Origin of the sequence: Marinobacter sp. (assembly GCF_034669625.1) — a bacterium.
Classification (GTDB): domain Bacteria; phylum Pseudomonadota; class Gammaproteobacteria; order Pseudomonadales; family Oleiphilaceae; genus Marinobacter.
This window is the reverse complement of sequence record NZ_JAXMOY010000015.1, coordinates 44489-68896: the sequence shown is the minus strand read 5'-3', so window position 1 is coordinate 68896 and position 24408 is coordinate 44489. Positions and strand designations below refer to the sequence as shown.

Sequence of the window (24408 nt, the reverse complement as noted above, 5' to 3'; positions counted from 1 at the left end):
CGTCACGAGATTTACGGCTGTCAGTGACTGTCAGATGGTAGAACGGGCGCTTCTTAGAGCCGCCACGAGCCAAACGGATTGTTACCATTTCGACCAATATCCTGTTCTGTTGTACGAACTTTGTACGATTCTCATCAGACTGAGAGCAGCCGACGAGAAGACCCATACTCGAAAGGGGCGCTATTCTATGCGAAAACAACGCCAATGAAAATAGGGAAACGCCTGGTTTCCCTATTTTATATGTAAGGCTTTTTACATACGACCAAATGGAGGCATTCCGCCACCACCGCCGCCAGGTGGCATCATACCACCTAGACCGCGCATCATGTTGGCCATTCCACCCTTCTTGCCAAACTTTTTCATCATTTTCTGCATCTGCTTGTGCTGCTTGAGCAGACGATTGACATCTTGTATCTGGGAACCGGAACCCGCAGCGATACGGCGCTTACGCGAGTTATTGATGACATCCGGATAGCGGCGCTCCTTCGGAGTCATCGAGCAAATAATGGCTTCCATCTGCCCTACCGACTTGTCATTAACCTGCTGCTGGGCCACCTGAGCCATTTGCCCCATACCTGGCAACTTGTCCAACAACCCACCGATGCCGCCCATATTCTTCATCTGCTGAAGCTGATCGCGAAAATCTTCCAGATCGAAGCCTTTACCCTTCTTGATCTTCTTGGTGAGCTTTTCCGCCTTGGTACGGTCCAGCTTGCGTTCGGCCTCTTCGATGAGCGACAACACGTCACCCATACCAAGAATCCGGGACGCGACTCGCTCTGGGTGGAACGGCTCAAGGGCATCCGTTTTTTCACCGACACCCAGGAACTTGATGGGCTTGCCGGTAATATGACGAACAGAGAGTGCCGCACCACCACGGGCATCACCATCGGTCTTAGTGAGCACCACACCGGTCAGCGGCAAAGCATCGTTAAACGCCTTCGCTGTATTTGCCGCGTCCTGACCCGTCATGGAGTCAACCACGAACAGAGTTTCAATCGGTTCCACCGCTTTATGCAAGCGACCAATCTCACCCATCATCTGCTCATCAATGTGCAGACGCCCAGCGGTATCGAGAATCACGACATCCACATGTTTGCGACGCGCGGCATCGATCGCACCGTTAGCAATATCAACCGGATCCTGATCGGCACTACTCGGGAAAAACTCAACCCCGACTTCGGAGGCAAGAGTTTCCAACTGCTGGATCGCCGCAGGACGATATACGTCCGCACTGACGACCATGACAGACTTTTTCTGACGTTCTTTAAGGAAGCGAGACAGCTTGGCAACGGTGGTGGTCTTACCCGCACCTTGCAAACCGGCCATCATAATGACCGCAGGCGGACGGGTAGACAGATTGAGAGATTCGTTACCCTCGCCCATGACCCGTTCTAATTCTTGCTGAACAACTTTGACGAACACCTGGCCCGGCGTCAGGCTTCGCTGTACTTCCTGGCCGATCGCGCGCTTGCGTACACTCTCGACAAAGTCTTTAACCACCGGCAACGCCACATCAGCTTCGAGCAGCGCCATGCGCACTTCCCGCAGCGTGTCTTTAATGTTGTCGTCGGTGAGGCGCGCCTGACCAGAGATCTTGCGCAAGCTGCCGGATAGCCGGTCCTGGAGATTCTCAAACATGTTGCTCTTCCGTACCCCGGAGAAATTGTCCACACAAATCAAGAAGCCAACCTGGGCCGCTTGATTCCTGTTGCATAATCGCGACATTATACCCAGACTTGGGAGCCTCAGAACAACTCCGAGGCCGCTTTAACCCTTAGACCAGCATATAAAGGATGTCATGGGAACGCTGATTATCGCGGTTACCGCACTTTTCTTGTACAGCGTTGGAACTGCCCTGCAAGCACTCCACTTCAGAGGCAAAGTCGAAACCAGCCTTGCCATTACCACGCTCATCGGCATTCTGGCCTTAACCGGGCATGGCCTGCTAATCGCCCAAACCGTTTATCTGGACGGCGGTTTCGATCTTAGTTTTTTCAAGAGCTCGGTCTTGATCTCGTGGCTTATCGTATTCCTGTTACTCGGCCTTAACCTGACCAAACCGGTCGGCAGTTTGTTTCTGGGCGCCTACCCGATCGCCGCGGCCACCATTGTGATGGCCCTTGTCGTCCACACCGAATCCCGCCTAGTGTCAGAGCAGAGCTACGGAATGCTCTCCCATGTCGCGCTGTCGGTCACCGCCTACAGCCTGTTCACACTCGCAGCCATCCAGGCGGTCTTGCTCTACATCCAAAACCGACAACTGAAGCAAAACTACAACAGCCGCCTGATTCGCAACCTCCCCCCGCTACAAACGATGGAATCGCTCCTCTTTGAAATGGTCTGGGCGGGCGTTGTATTACTGGTACTGGCCATTGTGACCGGAGCCGTCTTTATCGAAGACCTGTTTGCACAGGACCTAGCGCACAAAACCGTCTTTTCCCTATTGTCATTACTGGTATTTGCCGGCCTTCTCGTAGGCCGATACACCAAGGGCTGGAGAGGACTTACGGCAAGCCGGTGGACGCTGGCCGGCTGCGCACTCCTTATGCTTGCCTTTTACGGCAGCAAATTCGTACTCGAACTCCTGTTTCGCTAAGACTTAAGTAGCGCTACAACAGCGCTTGACAGTACAAGCTTTGACGCCGTATTTTCGCAACTTGTCATCCATAGAAGGGCCCCCCTCTTGAACGAGACATCGCTTACCGCGCTGTTTATTCTCCTTGTCGGCTTAATCATCCTTTCAGCCTTCTTTTCCAGCTCCGAAACCGGGATGATGTCTCTCAACCGCTATCGCCTGAAGCATATGGCGAATACCGGCCACAAAGGCGCAAGACGCGCCCAGAGACTGCTAAACCGAACCGACCAGCTAATCGGCGTCATTCTGATTGGCAACAACTTCGTCAACATCCTCGCTTCGTCGATCGCAACGGTCATCGCCATCCGGGTGTGGGGCGATGCCGGCATCGCCATTGCCACAATTTTGCTGACCGTGGTCATCCTGATTTTTGCAGAGGTCACACCAAAGACCCTAGCGGCACTGTTCCCAGAGAAAATTGCGTTCCCGGCCAGCCATATACTTGCCCCGCTACTGAAACTCCTCTACCCGCTGGTATGGTCGGTCAACCTGTTCACCTCCGGCATCCTTCGCCTGATTGGCATTTCATCGGCCCAAGCGAACGAAGACCACCTTAGCCGCGAGGAATTGCGCACCGTCGTTAACGAAGCCGGGGCCCTGATCCCAGCCAAACACAAAGACATGCTGGTCGGCATTCTCGACCTGGAGAAAGTCACCGTCACAGACATCATGGTGCCCCGTAACGATGTCGTTGGCATCGACCTTGAAGATGACATCGACGACATCATCCGGCACCTGCGCAATAGCCAGCACACCCGCTTGCCGGTCTTCGAAGGTGACATAAACAATATCCAGGGCATCCTGCACCTGCGAAGCGTTGCCAAACTGCTACACGAAGACGACATCAACAAGGAGATGATCCGCCAGCTTTGCCAGGTGCCTTACTTTATCCCGGAAAGCACACCACTAAACACGCAACTGCTCAACTTTCAGGGCGTAAAACATCGGTTTGGGATGGTTGTTGATGAATACGGCGAAGTGCTCGGCTTAGCCACTCTTGAAGATATACTGGAAGAGATCGTGGGCGAATTCACCACCGATTACGCCTCGACCTCGCCAGACATCATTCCTCAGGACGACGGCACCTACATTATCGATGGCAGCACCTCGGTGCGTACCATCAACAAAACCCTCGATTGGAAGCTTTCAACCGATGGCCCGAAGACTCTCAACGGGCTTATTACCGAGCGATTGGAAAACATCCCGGACACCAACGTATGCCTCAAAGTCGAAGGGCACCGGGTAGAAGTACTCCAGATAAAAGATAACGTAGTTAAAGCTGCGATCGTACACCCGAGACAGTCCGCCAAGCGGCATCGGGCGAGGCCTGCACATCAAATCGATTAACAGCAAGATAGCGACGACCTCGCCCAGAACCTTGACCCAGATCCCAGCTTTCAGTTTATTTGTGTCCTTTGTGCAAAAAGTGCGCTAAATTTAACAAAAAACGATAACGTGGAAATAGCTCGGTCATGTATCCGGTTAAGGCGTAGACAGGAGTTGGCCATGAATAAGCAGTCCGGTATACATTACCTTCGCGAGCACAGAGAGGGCGCTAGCCGCCACCCCGTGCCGTCAGAGGTGACTCGCATACGCAATACTGTTGTTGCTGGATTGGGAGATCTGCTACAAGGCGCTTTCGACGCCGTGGACGACTCGCTCTTTGAGCTCGCCAATAATGCCCGAAGCAACAACGAACAAAACCGCTATTTTGAAGCGATGCGCGAAATCCGCATCAAGCGTAAAGGTGTGGAGCGCCACTTCCAAGACGCCGTTTCCCAATTCTTCACCACACCACCTCATGCGGGCGCACACCAAGAAAACGAGGTGCAGGTTCAGACAGACATCTCCAACCTCACACTGCTGGGCAATGACGATCTGGAAGAACAGGTCGCCCTAAACGCCATGATCAGCAAGGCTAAAACCCACTTCCAGGGGGCCCTCCTTCAACTGCAGGCGCGATTCACCCAGGTTTACCCCTCGGCCAGCGACGACCACCCGGTCAACCCGATGGCTCCAGAACATTTGTGCAGCGCCTTTACCGAAGCTATTCAGGCACTGGATATACAGATCCGTGAACGCCTTATCCTTCTGAAGCAATTCGATCGGTACGTTGTATCGAATCTGGGCATGCTTCTGGATGAAGCCAACCGAATATTAATCCAGGCCGGCATCATTCCCAACTTCCGCTATCAAGGCAAAAGCCACGCCTCAAAAGCGAAACCAGCAAGCGATGAAGCCGCGCAAGCAGAGACTCAAACCGCTGACAGCAACCCCGACACCGATCGCGAAAACAGCGCAGTGTTCGAACAAATCCGGGAAATGCTCAGCCAACAAAGACATAACGCGGGCACCATGCCCCGAAGCTCGGACCCTTCGCTGCACGTCATTGGCGGCCGCGAACTGGCGCACATGCTCAGCTCTATCCCCAGCCACCCAACCGAACAGGATTTCGGCGATCTGAGCTCTGGCGAACCGGTCACCGTTGATTTACGAGAGGTGGTACAACAACTCCTGTCACAAACCCAAACACAGGACGGCCGCAAACCTGCGCTGAACGAAGTCGATGAAGACCTCATCAATCTGGTCTCAATGCTGTTTGAGTTCATTCTCGATGACTACAACCTTTCAGCACCGGTTCAGGTTCTGATCAGTCGCCTGCAGATCCCGATCCTGAAGGTGGTCATCAAAGACAAAAACTTCTTCAGCAAATCCAACCACCCCGCGCGCAAGCTACTGAACTCGCTTGCAAAAGCAGGTATTGGCTGGAGCAGTAGCGATGAAAAGGCCCGAGATAAACTCTATGGGCAAATTCATAACGTGGTCCAGCGAATTCTGAACGAGTTCGACGGAGACGTGGCCTTGTTTGAAATCTTGAACAACGATTTTGAACAGTTCCTGGAGCGAGAGAACCGCAAATCCAATTTGGTTGAGCAACGGACCCGCGAATCCGAGCGCGGGCGCATCAAATCACAGAAAGCTCAGGAAGCCGTCGACAAACTTCTTAAAGACAAACTGTCCCGCTACAGACTGCCAGAGTCCATTCACGAAATTATCACCAACGGCTGGAGCCGGGTGATGTTCCTCGCGTATCTCCGAGACGATTCCGAGCACCGGTGGCAGGAAACCGTCAAAGTGGTGGACGACCTGATCTGGTGCCTTCACCCTCACGAGGAAGACGAAGAGCGGGATCAATGGGTACGTGTAGTGCCCAGACTCCTGAGAACCCTCAGAAGCGGCCTTGAAGAGGTCTCATACAACGCCACCAAGCTAGACGACATGATGGCCCAGCTTAAACACCAGCTCGCCGAAGCCTTCCGGACCAACGCCACCATTGAGGCGCGCAAAGACGAGCCTTCCCTTGAGGAGGAAACTCCGTCCGCCGAAACCCAGACAGCAATTCAGCGACAGCAGGAGCTCGAAGATGCCGCGGTGTCGGAGTTCATCACCAAAATTGACCAGTTGGAGATCAGCAACTGGGTCGAGTTCCGCCTGGTCAATGGTGCAAGCTTCCGGTGCAAACTCTCAGCCATTATCGAAGAGGCCGACTGTTTCGTTTTTGTTAACCGCATGGGCCTGAAAGTTATCGAGAAAACCCGGATTGAGCTGGCACACGAATTACGCCGCGGACGCCTGACCATGCTGGAGCAAGGCGCGTTGATCGATCGAGCTTTGAATGCGGTTGTGGGTAGCCTGCGCACAAAAACCGCCTGATCTTATCTATGTTGCAGTCCGATTCAGGTCCAGCCAAGTCCGTCCCGGCATCTTACCGGATCGGCTTGGCGCTTTCGCTTGCCTTAATGTCGCACATCATCCTGCTTACCGGGCTTCCTTCTCCCCTGCTGGAAGCGACGAATCTCAGCCAACGCCTTGTTTTTACGTTGAGCAGCTCAAGCTCTCACTCCAGCACGTCGAACACCCCCGAACCCAGCACGCAAGAAACGCTCAGGCACTCGGAGTTCAGTGTCGAGCCCCAGAACCTTCCAGTGACGACACAAAAGTCTGAGAAGTCGTCTCACGTCGACCCACAAACCTCCAATAGCGCATCACAACCGCAAAACGTTCGCCAGGTATCGACCAACGTGCAAACAAGCCCTGCGGCCACAGTTTCCGCACAATCTGCACCTATGGAGACGCCTGCCACTCAGAACGCGGGGAAAACACAAAGAATTACCAAGTCGCCAGCCGAGCAAGACCCCTATCTGATCAAGCTAGCCGTGCACCTGGCGGAAGAGCTGGAAAAACTGCGCGTACCGGCGTTGTCACAACTGGACACGACAAGAGAGATGACTCTTGAGCTGCGGATATTGGCCAACGGAGCCCTCACCCGAGCCAGAGTGAAAGAAACAACGGGGATAGAAAACATCGATCGGGCAGCCTATCGAGCGGCGCTTGCAGCCAGCCCTTACCCACAACCGGAGGGAGAGACATCTGACCACTTTGACGTGAAACTGGTGTTCACGCCAAAGCAGCAGTGACGGAAAATCAGGCTTCGGCCGACTTCACCGCACCTTTAATCATTGTCTCAAGCTCGCCGTTTTCGGACATCTCAATAATGATATCGCAGCCACCGACCAACTCACCTCCGATGTACAACTGCGGATATGTCGGCCAGCTGGAATAAATTTTCAATGCCTCGCGAAGCTCCTGATTATCGAGGATATTCACAAATGCGAAACGCTCGCCACACGCCATCAGTGCCTGAACCGTACGGGCAGAAAAACCACACTGAGGAGCTTGCGGAGTGCCCTTCATGTACAAAATAACCGGGTTTTCTTCTAACTGGCTTTTGATGGTTTCATTAATATCCATGAACACATACCTTTGGTTGAAATCTGGGACACCGGCTTGCGGCATATCGTGCCATTGTACACCGCTGACCGAGGCCGCACCAAACCAAGACCTTTGTCCCGGAACAAGCGCTCATTCGCGAGCGTTGTTTTAACGGGAATGAAGGGCTAGACTTGATTCCCTTTTCAAAACGCAAACCTTACCGCAGTTTCCTTGAAACAGGGGCCATTCATGGCAGTAAGACATTTTCTGACACTCAACGACATGACCACCAGCGAACTGGAACACCTGCTGGACCATGCTTCACGGCTCCGCAAGGAATGGCGTGAGGGCAAAGTCAGGGACTCCCTGAAAAACCGCGTGCTGGCCATGATTTTCGAAAAGTCATCGACTCGCACCAGAGTTTCCTTCGAGGCAGGCATGACCCAACTGGGCGGCACTGCCATGTTCCTTTCCCCCCGAGACACCCAACTCGGTCGCGGCGAACCGATTGAAGACTCTGCTATCGTGATTTCCAGCATGGTCGATGCGGTCATGATCCGGACCTTTGCGCACGAAACCGTACAAACGTTCGCATCGGCGTCGAGCAAACCCGTCATTAATGCACTGACCGATGATTTCCATCCCTGCCAGCTGCTTGCCGATATGCAAACCTACCGCGAACATCGCGGCAGCATTCAAGGCGCGACCGTCACTTGGGTCGGCGACGGCAACAACATGTGCCACTCGTACATCAATGCAGCGAAAAAGTTCGACTTCCATTTGAACGTAGCGTGCCCGGATGGTTACGAGCCCGACCAAGCCTTGCTGAAAGCCCACGAAGACCGCGTGACGATCTTCCGCGAACCACAAGAAGCGGCTCGCGGCTCGAACTTGCTGGTCACCGATGTCTGGGCCTCCATGGGGCAAGAAGATGAGCAAAAAGCCCGTGAGGACGCGTTCCGGAATTATCAGATCAACCCCGAACTGATGTCTCTCGCCGACAAAGACGCTTTGTTCATGCACTGTTTGCCGGCTCACCGCGGAGAGGAAATTTCCGTCGACATGATGGAGCACTCAAGCTCGGTGGTGTGGCATGAAGCTGAAAACCGTCTGCACGCCCAAAAAGCACTGCTTGAATTCCTTATTCTCAACCGCCTGGACTGATCAATGCCCGAATCCAAGGTGCCATCAACTGACTGGCTTCTGAACGTCAACAACCTGTCTGTGGGTTATGGCGGAGAGGCCGTGGTCAAGAACATCAACTTCGCCCTCAGCCATGGCGATATCGGCTGCCTTCTTGGCCCAAGTGGCTGTGGCAAAAGCACCATCCTGAGGGCGCTGGCTGGATTCCTGCCGATTGATCAGGGCGAGATCAGCTTGCAATCACAGGTGATCAGCCAGCCAGGCCGCTCAGTACCGCCAGAAAAGCGTAAAATCGGCATGGTGTTTCAGGACTACGCGCTCTTCCCTCACCTGAGCATCGCCGACAACGTCGGTTTCGGACTCAAGTCCCTGAGCAAAAGTGAGCGCCAACAGAAAGTCACTGAACTGCTCAATCTGGTGCACCTTCAGGATCTGGCCAACAACTTCCCTCACGAGCTGTCCGGCGGACAACAACAGCGCGTGGCGTTGGCCCGAGCTTTAGCTCCCGAACCGACACTGATCCTGCTGGATGAACCCTTCTCCAACCTGGACACCGATCTCCGTAGGCGCCTGAGCCTAGACGTGCGCGAGATCCTGAAAACCCTTGGCATCAGCGCCATTCTGGTCACCCACGACCAGCAAGAAGCGTTTGCCATGTGCGACCAGGTCGCAGTTCTTCGAGACGGACGTATTCAGCAATGGGATGTTCCCTTTAACCTGTACCACGAACCTGCAAATCGTTTTGTTGCCAGTTTTGTCGGCCAGGGCGGCTTTATTCCCGGCAAGGTGCTCGGACCGGATGCCATTGAGTCAGAGCTTGGCGTGATTCACGGCAACCGCGCTTATAACTGGAAAGCGGGCACTCTGGTGGACATTCTGATTCGGCCCGACGACATCGTACACGACGCTGAATCGGAGCTGAAACCCAAAGTGGTGGAGAAAACCTTCGCAGGCACTTCAACGCTCTATCGCTTCCGTTGCTCGGAGGACACCGAGTTTGAGGCGTTATTCAGAAGCCACCTGGACTTCAATCTAGGCGAGCAGGTACCTGTTCGTGTCGAAGCCGATCACCTGATCGCTTTTGAGCGAACAGCCTAAGACTCACGCGACGGTCGACACTCAGGCAAAAAAAAGGGCTGGTAAAAACCAGCCCTCAAATGACGAATGAAACAAGGAAAGTTCGTAAGAACTACAACCTCTAAAGTCATCCCTTACACGACCAATTATTAGCTAATCAGCGGGGCTGTTCAGTAGCGGTTCTGTAGTGGTTTGTTACATCCGGTGAGGGTGCGAGACACGCGTCACAAAATAGACGATTCAGACTTACGCCTTGGCCATACCAGACTGAACTTAGCCCCCCCAAGCTGCTCGCTGCGACCGACAAATGCTTGCCCGCCGTGCCAATACAAAATACGTCGTACTATCGATAAACCTAACCCGTACCCACCTGACGTTCGGGTTCGGCTGTCATCCAGTCGCGCAAAGGCTGTAAATACTTTCTCCCAGTCTGACTCTGGAATGCCCTGACCGTCATCCTCAACATCGATACGGCAATTTTCTTCGTCCAGATAACACACCACCATTACTCGCCCTTGAGCGTAGCGTGCTGCGTTCCCCACCAAATTTTGCACGGCGCGATGAATGTACCGGGGCTCGACGTCTGACTGTGACCAACTGCCCTCTCCATCTTCGATGCAGCACTCGATCTCTATGCCCTCTCGAATGATGCGCTGCTCAGCAACAACTTGTTTCACAATCTCCGTCACTGAGTCATCACGCAGAGTAAACACAGGCCCACCTTGCTCCAATCGAGCATAGGTAAGTATTTCATCGATGAGTTCATCGAGCTCCTGGATGTCACCATCGATACCTGTCATCTGTTTCTGTCGTGCTTCTGACGAACTGGCAGATTCAATCATCTGAACACCAAACCGAATGCGAGCCACGGGCGTTCTGAGTTCGTGAGACACCGCATGAATCATTTCCCGCTGCACCTGGACCAGTCGCTGAATGTGCTCTGCCATGCCATTAAATGCTGACGCCAATCGCGATACCAGAGTGCCATCCTCCGACTCCACCCTCGCTCCCATTTCACCACGAGCAATTCGCAGGGCGACTGATTCCACTTTTCGCAAATGCCGATCAACAAAACGAAGCGCCAAAAACAAACCTAGTGCCAACACGCCTCCGACCAAGAACACCAGCAACAAAACGATCGGCCATCCCCACGGGCTAAATGCTTCGGGCAGGTTCACGACAATCAAATCACCTTCCGATAAACGCACCACCCCAGAGAGCCGGTCGCCGTCCCTGCGGAGCAACGCCAAACTCGACGAACTCAGTCGATCAAGTACCGTCTGTGCGGGCAAATCCGATGGATTTTGTAACGGGCTGATTTGCACGCCGAGCGCTTGTTCCAAATGGCGGGATGCTTCAGCCCGCGCTTCTGCTGGAACACTGTCCAAGTGCCAACGCACAATCAGTGCGGTAGCCCTCGCCAGATCGCGGTAGGGCTGTTCCAGATTCAAACTGATAACGGAGCCCGACTCATTGGCAACGTAAAACACGAAACCTTCACCTGAGGGCTCAGCCACCACCTGACCGTAGCTCAGTCGTTCGAGGATAACGGGGTGCAACTGAAAATCACGGCTATGGCCAACGTTCAAACCGAATAAGGAAGGCATCCAGTGGTATTGCTCGGAAGGATTTGGCACAGTGGCCAGCCATTTCATGAGTGGCTGCATAGAACGCTCATGCCAGTCTTGAGCGCGCACACTGTTCAGTCCGTTAAATAGAATGACGCAAACCAACACCACCAGAGCGGCGACAGTGACAACCTGAGCGTAAGCTTTGAGGAGAAATTTCAACGACATGGGCGCAACCCGGTAATTGGCGCGACGCTCAACAAACACCGCGCCAAACGGACGGTCAGGCTTCTTTCACGAAGAGGTAACCTTTGCTCCGAACCGTTTTAATACGCCTCGGATGGATTGGATCATCACCAATCTTGGGACGAATACGAGAAACTCGCACATCAATCGAACGGTCCTGACCATCGTATTCAATGCCTCGAAGTGCCGTAAAGATCTCCTCTCGGCTTAGAACCCTTCCTGCGTTGCTAGCAAGCAACCACAACAAGTCGAACTCAGCACTGGTAAGATCAATGCCAGCACCGTTCAACCACGCTTCACGCATAGAACGATCAACAATCAGGTCATTAAACTGGAGCCGGACCGGTTCTTCGGCATTGGCATCCTGACTCGCCGACGGATTTGTTTCCGCTCGACGCAACATGGCACGAATTCTTGCCAGCAAAACACGAGGCTGAACCGGCTTGCCTATGTAGTCATCCGCCCCCATTTCGAGGCCTAAGACCTGGTCCAGGTCATCGGTTCTGGCGGTCAGCATGATGATCGGTCCGGAATAGACGGGGCGCACCCGTCGACAAATCGACAAGCCATCTTCACCTGGCAACATGAGATCGAGTACCACCAGATCTGGCTGCTCTTTGCGAATCCGCTCAACAGCAGCACCGCCGTGAGTTTCCAAAGATACGGAAAGACCGTTGCTCTCCAGATATTCGCGGGTGAGATCCGCCAGCCGCTCATCGTCTTCTACAATCAGGATTCGCCAACTTTCGTTTGTATGTTCCACGTCGCCCATCTCTGATTATTATATTTGATTTTAAGATTATACGAACAACAATACAGACAACCTTCGGTTACAGCAATTATACACTACATTCAAAACTGTACACGCCACTACAAAACATTACAGCCTGTGACAGAGGTCCAATTTCAGAGTTTCACAGGCTCTGGTTTAGCGCTCTGCCCCCTCAGAATAATGGGCGATCTTGCGTAATTTCGTCTTCTGTCGCTTCGCGGCGACCGACGATCTCCAAGTCAAAATATAGAGTAAAACCAGCCAATGGGTGGTTGGCATCCACTTTCACCAAATTGCCATCGATGCTGACCACCTGAACAATCTGTGCCTGATCGCCTGAATTGGTTTGGAACTTCATCCCGACGTCTAGGGTTTCGATACCCTCAAACAACGATCGTGGCACAGTCCGCACCAGATCTTCCCGGTGCTCTCCGTATGCCATCTCCGGCGGCACGGTCACTTCCAGACAATCTCCCGGCGAGCGGCCTTTTACGGCGGCCTGAATGCCTTCAATGACGTCTGGGCTGCCCATCAAAAAATGCAACGGCTCACTACCTTCGGAGGTATCCACCAGCTCGCCGATTTGGTTCTTCAGGATGTAATGAACAGTGTAAACTTCCGGTTTGGTTTGCTGCGAATCTGCTTGCATTAGCTTTTCACGCTTCCTGTTTCTGTCGAGGATTCAAGTTGCTGGAGGCCGTGTATGACCAACTTTCGATCCAGTTTTTCCCGAAAGTTGCTTGGGCGCGCCAACCCCATACGTTCGATCATCGAATGGTAACGACCATCGTCGTCAGCGCGCATGGCCTGCCAAAGGGTCGAGAGTTTACCACGGGGAGTCGCTGTTGCGGCCTTAAGCGATTTAAGGGCTTTCCCCAACGTCAATTCTTCATCGGTAAAATCCCGACCAAACGGGAATGCCGGAAACCAATCGCCCTCTCCAGCTGCGGCCAAGGTCTCACGGACCTGCCCCGGCGTATTGTTTGTCCAATCCTTCGGCAACTTAAAACCGGAAGGCACTTTCCCGACTTTCTTAGCCTGTTTAAGCAACGCTTCCTGAAAACGGGAATCAGCGATGCGAATCAAGCTCAGGAACACATCTTCGTCAGACTTCCCGCGAAGATCTGCTATGCCGTATTCGGTGATCACGATATCCCGAAGATGTCGGGGAATTGTGCAATGAGGGTAGTTAAAAACAATATTGGAAACGGCCTCGCCGCCCGAAGTCCGCGATGCCCGCAAGGCAACAATTGAGCGGGCGCCCGGCAATTCATGAGCCATGGCCACAAAGTTGTACTGCCCCCCAACCCCACTCACTACTCGGCTATCGGCCAGTCCATCCGAGACTGCAGCGCCATTCAATGTGTACATCATGGTCGTATTGATGAACCGACCGTGCACACGCTGAGCCATTTTCATCTTCTGATCACCATAACGATGATCGTACAAATGGTTGATAAAATTCACGCTGGTCATGCAGATCTGTTCACGCTGTTCGGCTGGCAGACCTCTCAGCTCTCGATAGAACTTTTCAGGCCCGACAAAGAAACCACCGTGCATTACCACGCCACCCGTCAGCTTCTCGCCCATCCCGAGCGTCTGCAGCCTGTCGCGGGTTTCGGGGTCATCAAGATCCGCCACAACGGATGTTGATTCATTCAGGCGCAAGCGGCCTCCCTTGAGTTCAATCGAGTTCCGCACAATGCCGTGGTCGATCAACCACTGCAGATCCCGGTTCCGCAAGGGTGAATCAATCAACCCTTCCGCACGAAGCACATCCAGTGTTTTCAGCGAGGGTGTTCCCGAAATTTTTTCTTCGTTTATCAGCCGCTGAAGGTCCTCGTGCCCAAAGACTTCCCGCTTCAGGATCCCTTCTTGAATCAGGTACAGAAAACCATCCACCATCATTTCGCTACAACCGTACAGGCCCGCATCAAAGGGCTCAGTACCGCCATAATCACCTACTACCGGGAATCTTTCGTCCACGCGAGCCTTCTGAAAAACGGATTTCCAAACGGCGTTATGCTTGTGTCGAACAATAGCACTGTGCACCAGAGCCACGCCCAACGAACCAATCCCAACCTGAAGGGTGCCACCATCCTTAAGCAGGCTGCTGGCGTAAAAACCAATCATATGGTCTGCAGGACTAACCGCCATCTGCGGCGCAGAAAACAGGGGGTAATCGGTCGAGGGTGCAGAAAGAATCAAGTCGAACTGACTGTCCTCCACCACCGCGTGGCGACCGAACCAAGGCAACTGCGGGTTCTGTTCAGCAACCATAGCTACCAGCGTGCCTCCGGACTCTCGCTGTCGCAACAAAGGTAGAATATCGAGGGATAGGTCCGGGTTACAGCTAAAACTCATCTTGCCGGGTTGTCCATGAAGTTCACCCGGCGCCATCAACTGCCCCACCACGTTGACGCCCTGAGCCATCAGATCCCGAACCGCATGAGTGTAATTGGTGCAGATATAGTTACGCTGCTGGCTGGGGTTTTTCAGGTAACTACCCGCTTTAAAGAAAAACTCAGAAACCTTCACATTTTCCGGAAGTTGGTTATTAACCACATCACGGGCATAGGCCAGCTCCGGGATTGCACCGTAGAGTCGCTTGGTAAACGGCTCCAGAAACCGCCGCTCCAATGATGAACGGCCCTCGGGAGCCAACAACGATAGCGCCGTTACGATGTGCAAGCGGATATCAGGGTCGTCTTTCGCTCGCTGGTACAAGGCATTCGCAAAGCGTACCGGCTTTCCTAGCCCCAACGGCAAGCCAAGAGTGATGTCCTTGCCGACCCGTTCTATAACTTGATCGACACACGCATCTGCATCATCCACATAGACTTTATTTTGCCCTGTCATCGCAACCCTCATCATTCAGGAATGACTCATGACTTGGATAATCACACGGCAGCATTCGCCTGACAATGAGGCAGGTCACGAGTCGGTTCACGACAAGCGCTTTAACGCTTATGGAGGACGAGCCGGATTTCGCGAAAAGGCGAGAGAAAGAGAGGACTTAGAACATCCAACGAAGGTTCAGACAGGCCCCTTCATTCAGCAGAGCAATACCGTGGTCAGGCTGAGCAGGATCCGACGCGTAAGTCTTGCGAGAAGATTTTGTTCGGTTAAAACTGAGACTCAATAATTTTGAACCAATAGCGGCCAAAGCATCATCGTGACTGTCTTGTTCCTCACCGGACATCCACTCTTGTAGCTCATACATGTCTTCAACGGACATGACTTCCTCTCGTTCTGCCATCATCCGGTCAGAGAGCAAAGGCTCAGACCGGGAAGGCTCTGCTGCTTCAGCGCGCGCCACAAAGGCCACGCAATTCAAAGCCAGCAATAAGAGAAAGATACGGATAATCATGACGAACGGCGTGCCTCAGAACTCTATTTTAAGTGCAGTTATATATGTACTAAAGTCTAACTATTCTAATTGATAATAGTGTGAGTTTGCACACAAATGCATCAGCATTCTGACTGTAATTGGTCACTTTTTTGTCAACAAATGAACGCTTTATTTTGCCGTTTGTAACCGCCTCAGTCTCTCCGCATTGGAACCGAGGCGGCCATGCATCATTAACCTATTGAAGTTATTGCCTTTTTTATGGACAAGGATAGGTGAACTCGTTATGAATTCCCTCAACTGCCGAAACAATGTCCGCACTCAGGTTGATATCGACCGACCCGATGTTTTCTTTCAGCTGCTCCATATTCGTTGCACCAATAATGTTGCTGGTGACAAAATCACGGCTGTTCACCCAGGCGAGTGCCATTTGGGCTGGCGTCAGCCCATGCTGATACGCCAGCTCGGCATAGGCTCGAGTCGCATCTGCAGCATGCTCACCGGCATAACGGGAAAAACGCTCATACAAAGTTAAGCGCGCCTTTTCCGGCCACTTGCCTCCGAGGTACTTACCCGTGAGCATGCCAAAGGCCAAAGGCGAATAGGCCAGAAGCCCGGTGCCTTCCCGGTGCGCAAACTCAGCAAGCCCGGCTTCAAACGAACGGTTCAACAGGCTGTACGGATTCTGTATTGAAACCGCACGGGGCCAATCGTTCTCGCGAGCGTATCGCAGGTATTCCATTACCCCCCACGGCGTCTCGTTCGATAGCCCGACATGGCGCACTTTGCCTTCTTTCACCAATTCATCCAGCGCCCCGAGCGTTTCCTCAATCGGCGTCATGACCTCTTTCGGGTCGTGCTGGTAACCGAGCTTGCCAAAGAAGTTTGCGTTACGATCAGGCCAGTGCACCTGATAAAGATCGATGTAATCCGTTTGCAGGCGCTGAAGACTGCCCTCACAGGCCTCACGAATTTGCGCCCGAGTCATTCTCGGGCCACCACGCATGTAGCCAAAACTGGGACCTGGGCCCACGACCTTGGACCCGATGACCAGATCATCTCGGCGCCCTCTCTGGGCAAGCCAGTTGCCCAAATACTGCTCCGTCAGGCCCTGCGTTTCAGCTTTCGGAGGCACCGGATACATCTCAGCCGTGTCGATAAAATTAATACCGGCCCCTACCGCATAATCAAGCTGTTCAAATGCTTCCTGCTCAGTGTTCTGCTCGCCCCAGGTCATAGTACCCAGACAAATCAGACTGACATCAATGTCAGTATTTCCAAGTTTTCGCATTTGCATAAAAGCTCCTTAGCGGCTTTCAGAAAAGAGTGAAACAAGCGTAAGAGGAATGTCACAGGGTTGTCGCAGAGTTGTCATGGCGCGCTTTCATAGTAGCCATATGACAAAGAAGCTTGCGGAATGCACCGTGACTGAGACCATACGACCAGGCCGGCACAGGCAACAGATTACCATTGTTTCTGAAACCTTTCCGCCGGAAATAAACGGCGTAGCCAACACCCTGCGCTACCTGTGCCTGGGCCTGGTTGACCGCGGGCACCAAGTAACGGTGGTACGCCCCCGGCAGTCCCACGAACAAACAGGACTCTACCCTAACACCGGCAGCCAGCTGTTTTCACATGAGCTTTTGGTCGGCGGCATCCCGATCCCCGGTTACACCGAATTTCGGTTCGGCATCACCCGACCAGCGACCCTTGTGACGCTATGGCAGAACAATCGCCCGGATTGCATTTACGTTGCCACCCAAGGCCCCCTGGGTGTAGCCGCGGTTGCGGCCGCCAAACGACTTAACATCCCTGTACTCTCAGGCTTCCACACCAACTTTCACAGCTACTCCCGTTATTACGGGCTGGGCGCTATCGAACGCATACTGAGCACTTATGGTCGATGGTTCCACAACCGAACCCTCCGAACCCTCGCCCCCACCCGAAATACCATAGCGGCCGCCCAGACCATGGGCATTAATAATACCGAGTTATGGAGCCGTGGCGTCGACTGCGAACGCTTCACTCCACAAAAACGAAGTCAGGCACTTAGACATCGTTGGGGGCTGAAAGAAAACGATCTCGCCATACTGTACGTTGGCCGCCTGGCACCGGAAAAAAACCTTCCTTTAGCGGTGGTTTGCTTTGAACGAATTCGAAAGCTGTACCCAAATGCGCGCTTCGTTTTGGTTGGCGATGGTCCCATGAGAGCCAATTTGGAAGAGCGGCATCCTGACTTCATCTTTTGCGGCATGCAGAGCGGTGAAAATCTTCCGCAACACTATGCCTCCGGCGACCTGTTCTTGTTCCCGAGCAAAACCGATACCTTTGGCAACGTTGTCCTGGAAGCGATGGCCAGCGGTTTAGGCGTCATCGCCTTTAACGATGCAGCCGCATCCGAGCATATTCGACACAACGACAACGGCATGAAAGCACCGCTCCATAACGACGACAACTTCGTCCATCACGCACTGAAGCTGGCCGATCAACCGTCTTTACTCCGGCGAGTTCGGACCAAGGCTCGGCTCGACACGCTCGATCTCAACTGGAACCACCAAATAGAACAATTCGAACGTTTGGCATTCAACCCATACACACAGGCCTCACACCATGCCCCTAGCAAGCAAAGCTTCCCGGTTCTTTGAGCAGGCGGACCAACGCGAGTTCGCCCTGTGCCAGGCCATTAACCGCACCATCAGGTTTCGACCAATTAAAAGCTACTTCCATTTGGTGAGTTGGTTGGGCGATGGCTGGTTTTGGTATGCACTGATTCTCGCTATACCCTTCATAGCGCCCATTCACGGCCTACACACGGCCATTCTGATGACGCTGACCGGCCTGATCTGCACCCTGAGCTACAAGGCTCTGAAGCACTGGCTCATTCGGGAACGCCCCTTCATTTCCTTTCCGGCCATTAACTGTGCAACACCACCACTGGATCGTTACAGCTTTCCTTCCGGGCACACGATGCACGCGGCCTGCTTCCAGGCCATGTTGTTCGCAATGTTACCGGCAATAGCCTGGCAGGCTCTTCCGTTCACCCTGTCGGTTGCCGCATCCCGGGTGGTTCTGGGTTTGCACTACCCCAGCGACGTTGCGGCAGGAGCGCTGATTGGTGGACTGTTGGGGTGGACATCGGTATGGGTATTCGCAGATCTGGCCGTTTGATCAGTCAAACAACCGCAATTGAGTCACCGGCGCTTCGTCGTTCCGAAAGCGCACGCCGACGCCCATTAGACGAACCGGGCGATCTTCGCGCGTGACCAGTTCATCCAGCAGCGGCTGGTAGTCAGCCGCTTCAGGTTCAGAAATCTGATCTCGCACCCGCTCCAGCGTGTGGGTAGAAAAATCGCTGTAGCGTATTTTCACGAAAAGTTTATGAATGGGTTTGTCCCGATTCTTTCGGGCAAGGCGCAGGTTCAGATCCGCCACCAGTGATGGCATCACAGAATCACACGCCGTTTTGCCTGCCAGATCCTGAGAAAAGGTTCGTTCCACACTGACAGATTTGGCGACCCGGGACACCACCACCGGCCGCTCATCCCGACCATGGGACATTTCGAACAAGCGATACCCTTGCTTACCAAGCTTTTCTATTAACACCTCGGCACCGAGTGCTTGCATATCACCGCAGGTGGTTACACCCAGACCATGAAGCTTTCCCGCCGTCACTTGGCCCACCCCGGACAGCTTTTCAACCGGCAACGCCTGCACAAAAGCATCCACTTCATCAGGGGTAATGACGAACAAACCATCGGGCTTACGCCAGTCACTGGCAATTTTGGCGAGAAATTTGTTGGGAGCGACACCCGCAGAAATGGTGATACCCGTTTCCCGCTTCACACGCTCACGCAGGTGTCGCGCCATCAGCGTGGCACTGCCTTTGTGATCGGTAATTTCGGAAACATCCAAAAAGGCTTCATCTAGCGACAAGGGTTCAACCAGATCGGTCATGTCGCGCAATATCGCCATCACCTGCTGCGACACGGCCCGGTACTTGCTCATATTCGTCGGAACCGTCACCAAACCCGGGCACAGGCGCCGAGCTTCACTACCGGGCATGGCCGAGCGCACACCAAAAGCCCGAGCCTTATAATTGCAGGTGGTCACCACACCACGCCCACCATCACCGCCGACCGCCAGCGGAACATCCCGCAAGGACGGGTCGTCCCGCATTTCGACCGCGGCGTAAAAACAATCGCAATCTACATGGATGATCTTGCGCTGGGGCATAATCCGTGGGCTCAGGTTAACAATCTGTACGTTTATACAGCCTTGTATCTTACGGTAACATGCCGAGAATGTCAGGAACTCCAGATTCAAACCGTCAACCTACTGCGAGACATCATGAGCAACCCTATTCCCGAGTCCGAACGGACTGAAATCGAAGCGGCCGCCTTCAGACGGCTGGTCGATCACTTACGCCAAAACACAGACGTTCAGAACATCGACTTGATGAACCTGGCGGGGTTCTGCCGTAATTGCCTATCAAAGTGGTATCGTTCCGAGGCACAAGAACGCGGCTTCGAGCTATCTGACCCCGATGCCCGTGAAGAAATTTACGGCATGCCGTACGAGCAGTGGAAAGAAAAATACCAAGCTGGCCCCAAACAGGATCACAAATAATGAACATCAACGAAGCTGTTCGCATTCATCTGGCATCGCTGAAGGCTGGCCACGCAGACTTTAACGACACCCTGGCGCTGATCGACCAACACTTCGAGTTTCAGGCCACCGGTTTTGACAACGGCCCCCTTCGCAACGAAGTCGGAGAAAACGCCGGTTCCTGCCGGGTATTTGGCTTAGGCCAGTACTGCAACCTGAACGAAAACGACACGCTCGCACTGTTCGCACAGCATTACCAACAAGTTCTGGGCGACCCGACGGGCACGAGCCATGGTAATATCCGGCAATTCATCAGCACCGGATGGTCCGGCATTCGTTTTGACAACCAACCGTTGCGGGCCCAAGCCGAATCCACCCAGTAACCCATCAGGAAAACGAGCATTCATGAGCGATACTGCTAACCCCGAAGTAAAACAGAGCTTCCAGCTAAAAAGCGCCAGCGTCACGCTTACAGCACTGGAACTTTACTACTTCGATGAACATGAATTCGAAGCTAACCTGCGGGATAAAATCAGTCAGGCACCCGGCTTTTTTAAAGACATTCCTCTGGTGATCAGCCTCGACAAATACGAAGGCCTGGACAGCGAAATCGACTTTTTCAAGATCATCGGGACTTGTCGCCGTCATAACATTCAAGTGATCGGCGTTCGGGCTGCCAACGAGAATCAACGTCGACTCGCCAAGGGCGCCTCGCTGGCGCTGATGCCCGGCGGCTCGGTTCGTGAGAAATCAGCGGCACCCGAGCCCGTTGCCGAGGCAGCCCAACCGGCCCCAGAAGCTCCGACCGCGAATCTTGCACCGGAGCCCACCCCCGCAAAGATCGTGACTCAACCGGTTCGTTCAGGGCAGCAAATCCATGCTCCGGAAGGTGATTTGATTATCCTGGCTCCGGTACAGGCCGGCGCGGAAGTGCTGGCGGCCGGGAACATCCACGTATACGGCGCACTGCGGGGACGAGCCTTAGCCGGTATACACGGTGCAGTATCGGCACGCATTTTTTGCCAGTCACTAGAGGCAGAGCTTGTGTCTATTGCTGGACACTATAAAATTCCCGAAGATCTTCAAGACAACGGCTGGAAAAGTGCTGTGCAAATCCAGCTCAAGGATGATGTGCTGGTGGTGTCGCCACTGGACAAAGGCTGATAGTGCAAGAACAAATAACGTTTTTATATTTGACGAATCCACCGCGAAACAGGACTTGAACCTTGGCTAGAATCATTGTCGTTACCTCAGGAAAAGGCGGCGTCGGTAAAACCACCACCAGCGCCTCACTCAGCACCGGGCTTGCCAAACGGGGCCACAAAACGGTCGTCATCGACTTCGACGTAGGTTTGCGAAACCTCGATCTGATCATGAACTGTGAGCGCCGGGTCGTATACGATTTCGTCAATGTCATTCAGGGTGAAGCCACGCTGAACCAGGCCCTGATCAAAGACAAGCGGGTCGATACGCTTTACATTCTCCCAGCGTCACAAACCCGGGAAAAGGAAGCCCTGACCAAAGAAGGCGTAGAGAAAGTCATCAATGAGCTTTCCGAAACCTTTGATTACATTATCTGCGACTCCCCGGCCGGCATCGAACACGGCGCATTGATGGCACTTTATTATGCGGATGAAGCGGTTGTCGTTACGAACCCGGAAGTGTCTTCGGTACGTGACTCTGACCGCATTCTGGGCATCATGCAAAGCAAGTCCCGCAGGGCCGAAATGGGCCAGGACCCGCTTAAAGAACACCTGCTGCTGACCCGCTACAACCCCGAACGAGTAGAACGTGGTGAAATGCTGTCTGTGGAAGATGTTGAAGAAATTCTGGCGATCCCGCTGCTCGGAGTCATTCCGGAAAGCCAGATTGTCTTGAACGCCTCCAACCAAGGCTTGCCTGTCATCCTTGAAGAAGAGAGTGACGCAGGCCAGGCCTATGACGACGCAGTCGCACGACTTCTGGGCGAGGAGCGCGAACATCGCTTCATGACCGCACAGAAAAAAGGTTTCTTCTCACGGATGTTCAAGGGGGGCTAGGGATGAGTTTTCTGGATTACTTCAGAAGCAACAAAAGCAATAGCACCGCCAGCGTTGCCAAAGAACGCCTGCAGATCATCGTAGCCCACGAACGCGGGCAAAGGGGTCAGCCGGATTACCTCCCCCAGATGCAGCAAGAGCTACTTGCGGTTATTCGAAAGTACGTGCAAATCAGTGATGACATGGTGCAGGTGGAAGTCGACCGAAACGACAGCTGCTCGGTACTGGAGCTGAACGTTACCCTGCCGGAGCAATAGCATCCTTGCCCGCCTTACCAGCGGGCAAAGTGATCCTCCATCAATCCCCGCAGTCCTGCTACGGGGATTTTTTTGCCTGACGCATCCTCCACCGTGCCCTCGAACGTACCAACGAACTGGCGAAAATTCGACGCCAGTATCCCCGCATTCAACTTCTCTTTGCGCACGCCGGAAGGGACAAACGACAGGTCTACTTTTCCATCCTCTGTGGTCACCCGCCAATTGGTCTCTGGCTGGTAGCGGTCAAATTCAAACCGAGCTGCTCCTAACACGAATCGCTGACCATTCAGCCAGAGCGCATTTTCCGTCAACCCCGTTTCATTGACGCCCGCGGCAAGGTTCAAGCCCACCGATACGCCATCATCATTCACCCCCGCCAAACACGCCCAGTTCCAGGCGGTTTCCCGTCGCATGAAGCCACAACTCCAGTCGATGGAGCCCCTGCTCTGCGCATCCGTTCTCCAAATCTGCTGCCCCCAGCGCACCTCACCATCTACCGGCAAGCCCGAGGACTTTCGGGTAAACACCCATCCCGTATACCCCGCAGGGCACACCAAACGATGAGGGTCATTGTCGTCCCTCAATACCAGATCAACCTGAACATTGCCCGGCGCACTCACCCGCACGTTTCGCCCCCCTATGGCAGGCTCAATCGCCAGGGACACGTCTCCTTTCCTGAAACGGGCGTTGCCCCTCTCCGGATAGGGCTCAATCCCGGTGTGCCGGGCCAGAGGCTGAATAAACGACTGCTCATACATCTGCCCGGATTCGAAATCAAACAGATAGAAGAAGCCGGAACCGACCAATTTCAAATCGACAATCGCCATCCCGAATACCCAGCCCGGCGACATCGCGCTAACAAACTGAAACTGGTTAAAGCGCCATTGCCGCGCAAATCGGGAACGGGGCTTGTCCATCACCGTGCGCAGGTCGTAATCCAGGTAGTTAACGGTATCCACAGGCTCGGATATCAGCCCCGGGACAATCCGCCCTTTCGGGTCGATCAATTTTTTTTCGGTCATAGTCTTCGTCAGATCAGGCCATTTCAAGGCTGGGTGGCATCAGTAAGCTACCTGGTTCACAAACTCTCACTACGGCAGGAAGCGGTTGCAGATCAGCATGGTAGGCTTTCTAGCTACCTTCAACCGAAAAGTGTAGCTTATGATCACCACCCGTGTCCGTGGCATTAGGGGCATTCTCGGCGGTTTCGTTTCTCTGCTGGCCACTCTGTCTTTGTCTATTCACGCCTATGCAGAAGACGATCCCGCCTTGCCGCCGATGAATTCAGAGCAATGGGCTTTGCAAAAGCAAGTCGACAACATTCGCATCTATACCATGGATCAACCCGGCTCAGGATTTCAGGCCTTCAAAGCCGTTGCCGAGCTGAATGTACCCATCAACAACCTAATGGCGGTGATGATCAATCCCGAATCCTGCAAAGAATGGGTACACAATTGCTCCGAGTCCTTTGCTTTCAGCAAAGGCAACTTCCATGATCGCTACGCTTACTCCGTGAACGACATGCCCTGGCCCGTTTCTGATCGGGATTACGTGTTGCGCATACGTACTCGCGGCAATGCCGAAACCGGCGAAGTCATCATGGACTTAAACGCCACACCCGGCATGCGAGCCGAACTGAACTCTCGTGTACGGGTTGACCGTTCCAACACGCTGTACCGATTCCGCCCGACTGACGACGGCACTCACATGGTTTGGGTTCAACACACCGAACCCAATGGTGCATTGCCGGAATGGCTGGTCAATCAGCTAGTGGTGGATATCCCGATCAAGTCCTTGCAAGCACTCGAGGCTGTAGCCCGTAAGACAAAATATCTGGGTTACCGGATTCAATGGGCGGCAGATGGCAACATAAAAGCCGTCGTTCCTGAGCCCCCTTAAGTACTTGATCAAACGGGGGTGACGGCAGGCCAAGGAACGGCT

The 24408-nt window shown here is 53.6% G+C and carries 25 protein-coding genes; 14 read left to right on the top strand and 11 right to left on the bottom strand.

Features of this window, described 5'->3' with window-relative positions:
* Positions 1-88 (bottom strand): 30S ribosomal protein S16 (locus tag VOI14_RS12750; protein ID WP_323752429.1); only part of this gene is annotated, 88 nt, incomplete at its 3' end.
* A gap of 164 nt (positions 89-252) precedes the next feature.
* Complete coding sequence (gene ffh / locus VOI14_RS12745) at positions 253-1641, bottom strand: signal recognition particle protein (protein WP_323752426.1); 1389 nt, start codon at positions 1639-1641, stop codon at positions 253-255.
* 160 nt (positions 1642-1801) lie between these two features.
* On the opposite strand from ffh, the gene VOI14_RS12740 reads away from it, so the two are divergent.
* The 4 genes from VOI14_RS12740 to VOI14_RS12725 all read left to right on the top strand — a co-directional run bounded on the left by VOI14_RS12740 (position 1802) and on the right by VOI14_RS12725 (position 7116).
* On the top strand, positions 1802-2599 hold the full coding sequence (locus tag VOI14_RS12740; RefSeq protein ID WP_323752425.1) for a cytochrome C assembly family protein: 798 nt from the start codon (positions 1802-1804) through the stop codon (positions 2597-2599).
* Positions 2600-2686: 87 nt separating this feature from the next.
* Positions 2687-3985: an HlyC/CorC family transporter gene (locus tag VOI14_RS12735; RefSeq protein WP_323752424.1), complete on the top strand. Its 1299-nt coding sequence runs from the start codon at positions 2687-2689 to the stop codon at positions 3983-3985.
* A gap of 159 nt (positions 3986-4144) precedes the next feature.
* The gene (locus VOI14_RS12730) at positions 4145-6352 is read left to right on the top strand and encodes a DUF1631 domain-containing protein (protein ID WP_323752423.1); all 2208 of its coding nucleotides are present in this window, start codon (positions 4145-4147) and stop codon (positions 6350-6352) included.
* Between the two features lie 8 nt (positions 6353-6360).
* Positions 6361-7116: a TonB family protein gene (locus tag VOI14_RS12725; RefSeq protein WP_323752422.1), complete on the top strand. Its 756-nt coding sequence runs from the start codon at positions 6361-6363 to the stop codon at positions 7114-7116.
* 7 nt (positions 7117-7123) lie between these two features.
* Here the strand turns inward: VOI14_RS12725 and grxD are convergent, their stop codons facing one another.
* On the bottom strand, positions 7124-7450 hold the full coding sequence (gene grxD, locus VOI14_RS12720; protein WP_323752428.1) for a Grx4 family monothiol glutaredoxin: 327 nt from the start codon (positions 7448-7450) through the stop codon (positions 7124-7126).
* A gap of 210 nt (positions 7451-7660) precedes the next feature.
* Between grxD and argF the strand changes: the two genes are divergently transcribed.
* Together argF and VOI14_RS12710 are read left to right on the top strand one after the other, a co-directional pair.
* Complete coding sequence (argF, locus tag VOI14_RS12715) at positions 7661-8575, top strand: ornithine carbamoyltransferase (RefSeq protein WP_323752421.1); 915 nt, start codon at positions 7661-7663, stop codon at positions 8573-8575.
* Positions 8576-8578: 3 nt separating this feature from the next.
* Positions 8579-9652: an ABC transporter ATP-binding protein gene (locus VOI14_RS12710; RefSeq protein WP_323752420.1), complete on the top strand. Its 1074-nt coding sequence runs from the start codon at positions 8579-8581 to the stop codon at positions 9650-9652.
* Between the two features lie 203 nt (positions 9653-9855).
* On the opposite strand, the gene VOI14_RS12705 is transcribed toward VOI14_RS12710, so the two are convergent.
* From VOI14_RS12705 to VOI14_RS12680, 6 genes are all read right to left on the bottom strand, one after another.
* On the bottom strand, positions 9856-11427 hold the full coding sequence (locus VOI14_RS12705) for an ATP-binding protein (RefSeq protein WP_323752419.1): 1572 nt from the start codon (positions 11425-11427) through the stop codon (positions 9856-9858).
* 55 nt (positions 11428-11482) lie between these two features.
* Positions 11483-12217, bottom strand: coding sequence for a response regulator (locus tag VOI14_RS12700; RefSeq protein ID WP_323752418.1), 735 nt, complete (start codon positions 12215-12217; stop codon positions 11483-11485).
* Between the two features lie 172 nt (positions 12218-12389).
* Complete coding sequence (locus VOI14_RS12695) at positions 12390-12866, bottom strand: peptidylprolyl isomerase (RefSeq protein WP_323752417.1); 477 nt, start codon at positions 12864-12866, stop codon at positions 12390-12392.
* Positions 12866-15076, bottom strand: coding sequence for an acetyl-CoA hydrolase/transferase C-terminal domain-containing protein (locus tag VOI14_RS12690; RefSeq protein ID WP_323752416.1), 2211 nt, complete (start codon positions 15074-15076; stop codon positions 12866-12868). Before VOI14_RS12690 ends, VOI14_RS12695 begins: the two co-directional genes overlap by 1 nt.
* Before the next feature lie 157 nt (positions 15077-15233).
* A complete protein-coding gene (locus tag VOI14_RS12685) occupies positions 15234-15587 on the bottom strand; it encodes a hypothetical protein (protein WP_323752415.1) in 354 nt (117 codons plus the stop codon).
* 238 nt (positions 15588-15825) lie between these two features.
* A complete protein-coding gene (locus VOI14_RS12680) occupies positions 15826-16863 on the bottom strand; it encodes an NADP(H)-dependent aldo-keto reductase (protein WP_323752414.1) in 1038 nt (345 codons plus the stop codon).
* 127 nt (positions 16864-16990) lie between these two features.
* Here VOI14_RS12680 and VOI14_RS12675 point away from each other — a divergent pair, with 127 nt between their 5' ends.
* Positions 16991-18211 carry a glycosyltransferase family 1 protein gene (locus tag VOI14_RS12675; RefSeq protein ID WP_323752413.1) on the top strand — a complete coding sequence of 407 codons (1221 nt, stop codon included), beginning with the start codon at positions 16991-16993 and terminating at the stop codon, positions 18209-18211.
* Positions 18177-18734 (top strand): phosphatase PAP2 family protein, encoded by a 558-nt coding sequence (locus VOI14_RS12670; RefSeq protein WP_323752412.1) that lies wholly within the window; start codon positions 18177-18179, stop codon positions 18732-18734. Before VOI14_RS12675 ends, VOI14_RS12670 begins: the two co-directional genes overlap by 35 nt.
* On the opposite strand, the gene dinB is transcribed toward VOI14_RS12670, so the two are convergent.
* Entirely contained in the window at positions 18735-19799 is a 1065-nt protein-coding gene (gene dinB, locus VOI14_RS12665) for a DNA polymerase IV (protein WP_323752411.1), read from the bottom strand.
* Positions 19800-19913: 114 nt separating this feature from the next.
* Between dinB and VOI14_RS12660 the strand changes: the two genes are divergently transcribed.
* The 5 genes from VOI14_RS12660 to minE all read left to right on the top strand — a co-directional run bounded on the left by VOI14_RS12660 (position 19914) and on the right by minE (position 22467).
* Positions 19914-20192 carry a DUF1244 domain-containing protein gene (locus VOI14_RS12660; RefSeq protein WP_323752427.1) on the top strand — a complete coding sequence of 93 codons (279 nt, stop codon included), beginning with the start codon at positions 19914-19916 and terminating at the stop codon, positions 20190-20192.
* Positions 20192-20554, top strand: coding sequence for a HopJ type III effector protein (locus tag VOI14_RS12655; RefSeq protein WP_323752410.1), 363 nt, complete (start codon positions 20192-20194; stop codon positions 20552-20554). The genes VOI14_RS12660 and VOI14_RS12655 overlap by 1 nt, the downstream gene beginning before the upstream one ends.
* Positions 20555-20576: 22 nt before the next feature.
* A complete protein-coding gene (gene minC, locus VOI14_RS12650) occupies positions 20577-21335 on the top strand; it encodes a septum site-determining protein MinC (RefSeq protein ID WP_323752409.1) in 759 nt (252 codons plus the stop codon).
* 62 nt (positions 21336-21397) lie between these two features.
* Positions 21398-22210, top strand: coding sequence for a septum site-determining protein MinD (gene minD, locus VOI14_RS12645; protein ID WP_323752408.1), 813 nt, complete (start codon positions 21398-21400; stop codon positions 22208-22210).
* A gap of 2 nt (positions 22211-22212) precedes the next feature.
* On the top strand, positions 22213-22467 hold the full coding sequence (minE, locus tag VOI14_RS12640; RefSeq protein ID WP_323752407.1) for a cell division topological specificity factor MinE: 255 nt from the start codon (positions 22213-22215) through the stop codon (positions 22465-22467).
* A 14-nt stretch (positions 22468-22481) separates the two neighbouring features.
* On the opposite strand, the gene VOI14_RS12635 is transcribed toward minE, so the two are convergent.
* Positions 22482-23489 (bottom strand): DUF2804 domain-containing protein, encoded by a 1008-nt coding sequence (locus tag VOI14_RS12635; protein ID WP_323752406.1) that lies wholly within the window; start codon positions 23487-23489, stop codon positions 22482-22484.
* 139 nt (positions 23490-23628) lie between these two features.
* Between VOI14_RS12635 and VOI14_RS12630 the strand changes: the two genes are divergently transcribed.
* A complete protein-coding gene (locus VOI14_RS12630; protein ID WP_323752405.1) occupies positions 23629-24366 on the top strand; it encodes an START domain-containing protein in 738 nt (245 codons plus the stop codon).
* Positions 24367-24408: the final 42 nt, after the last annotated feature.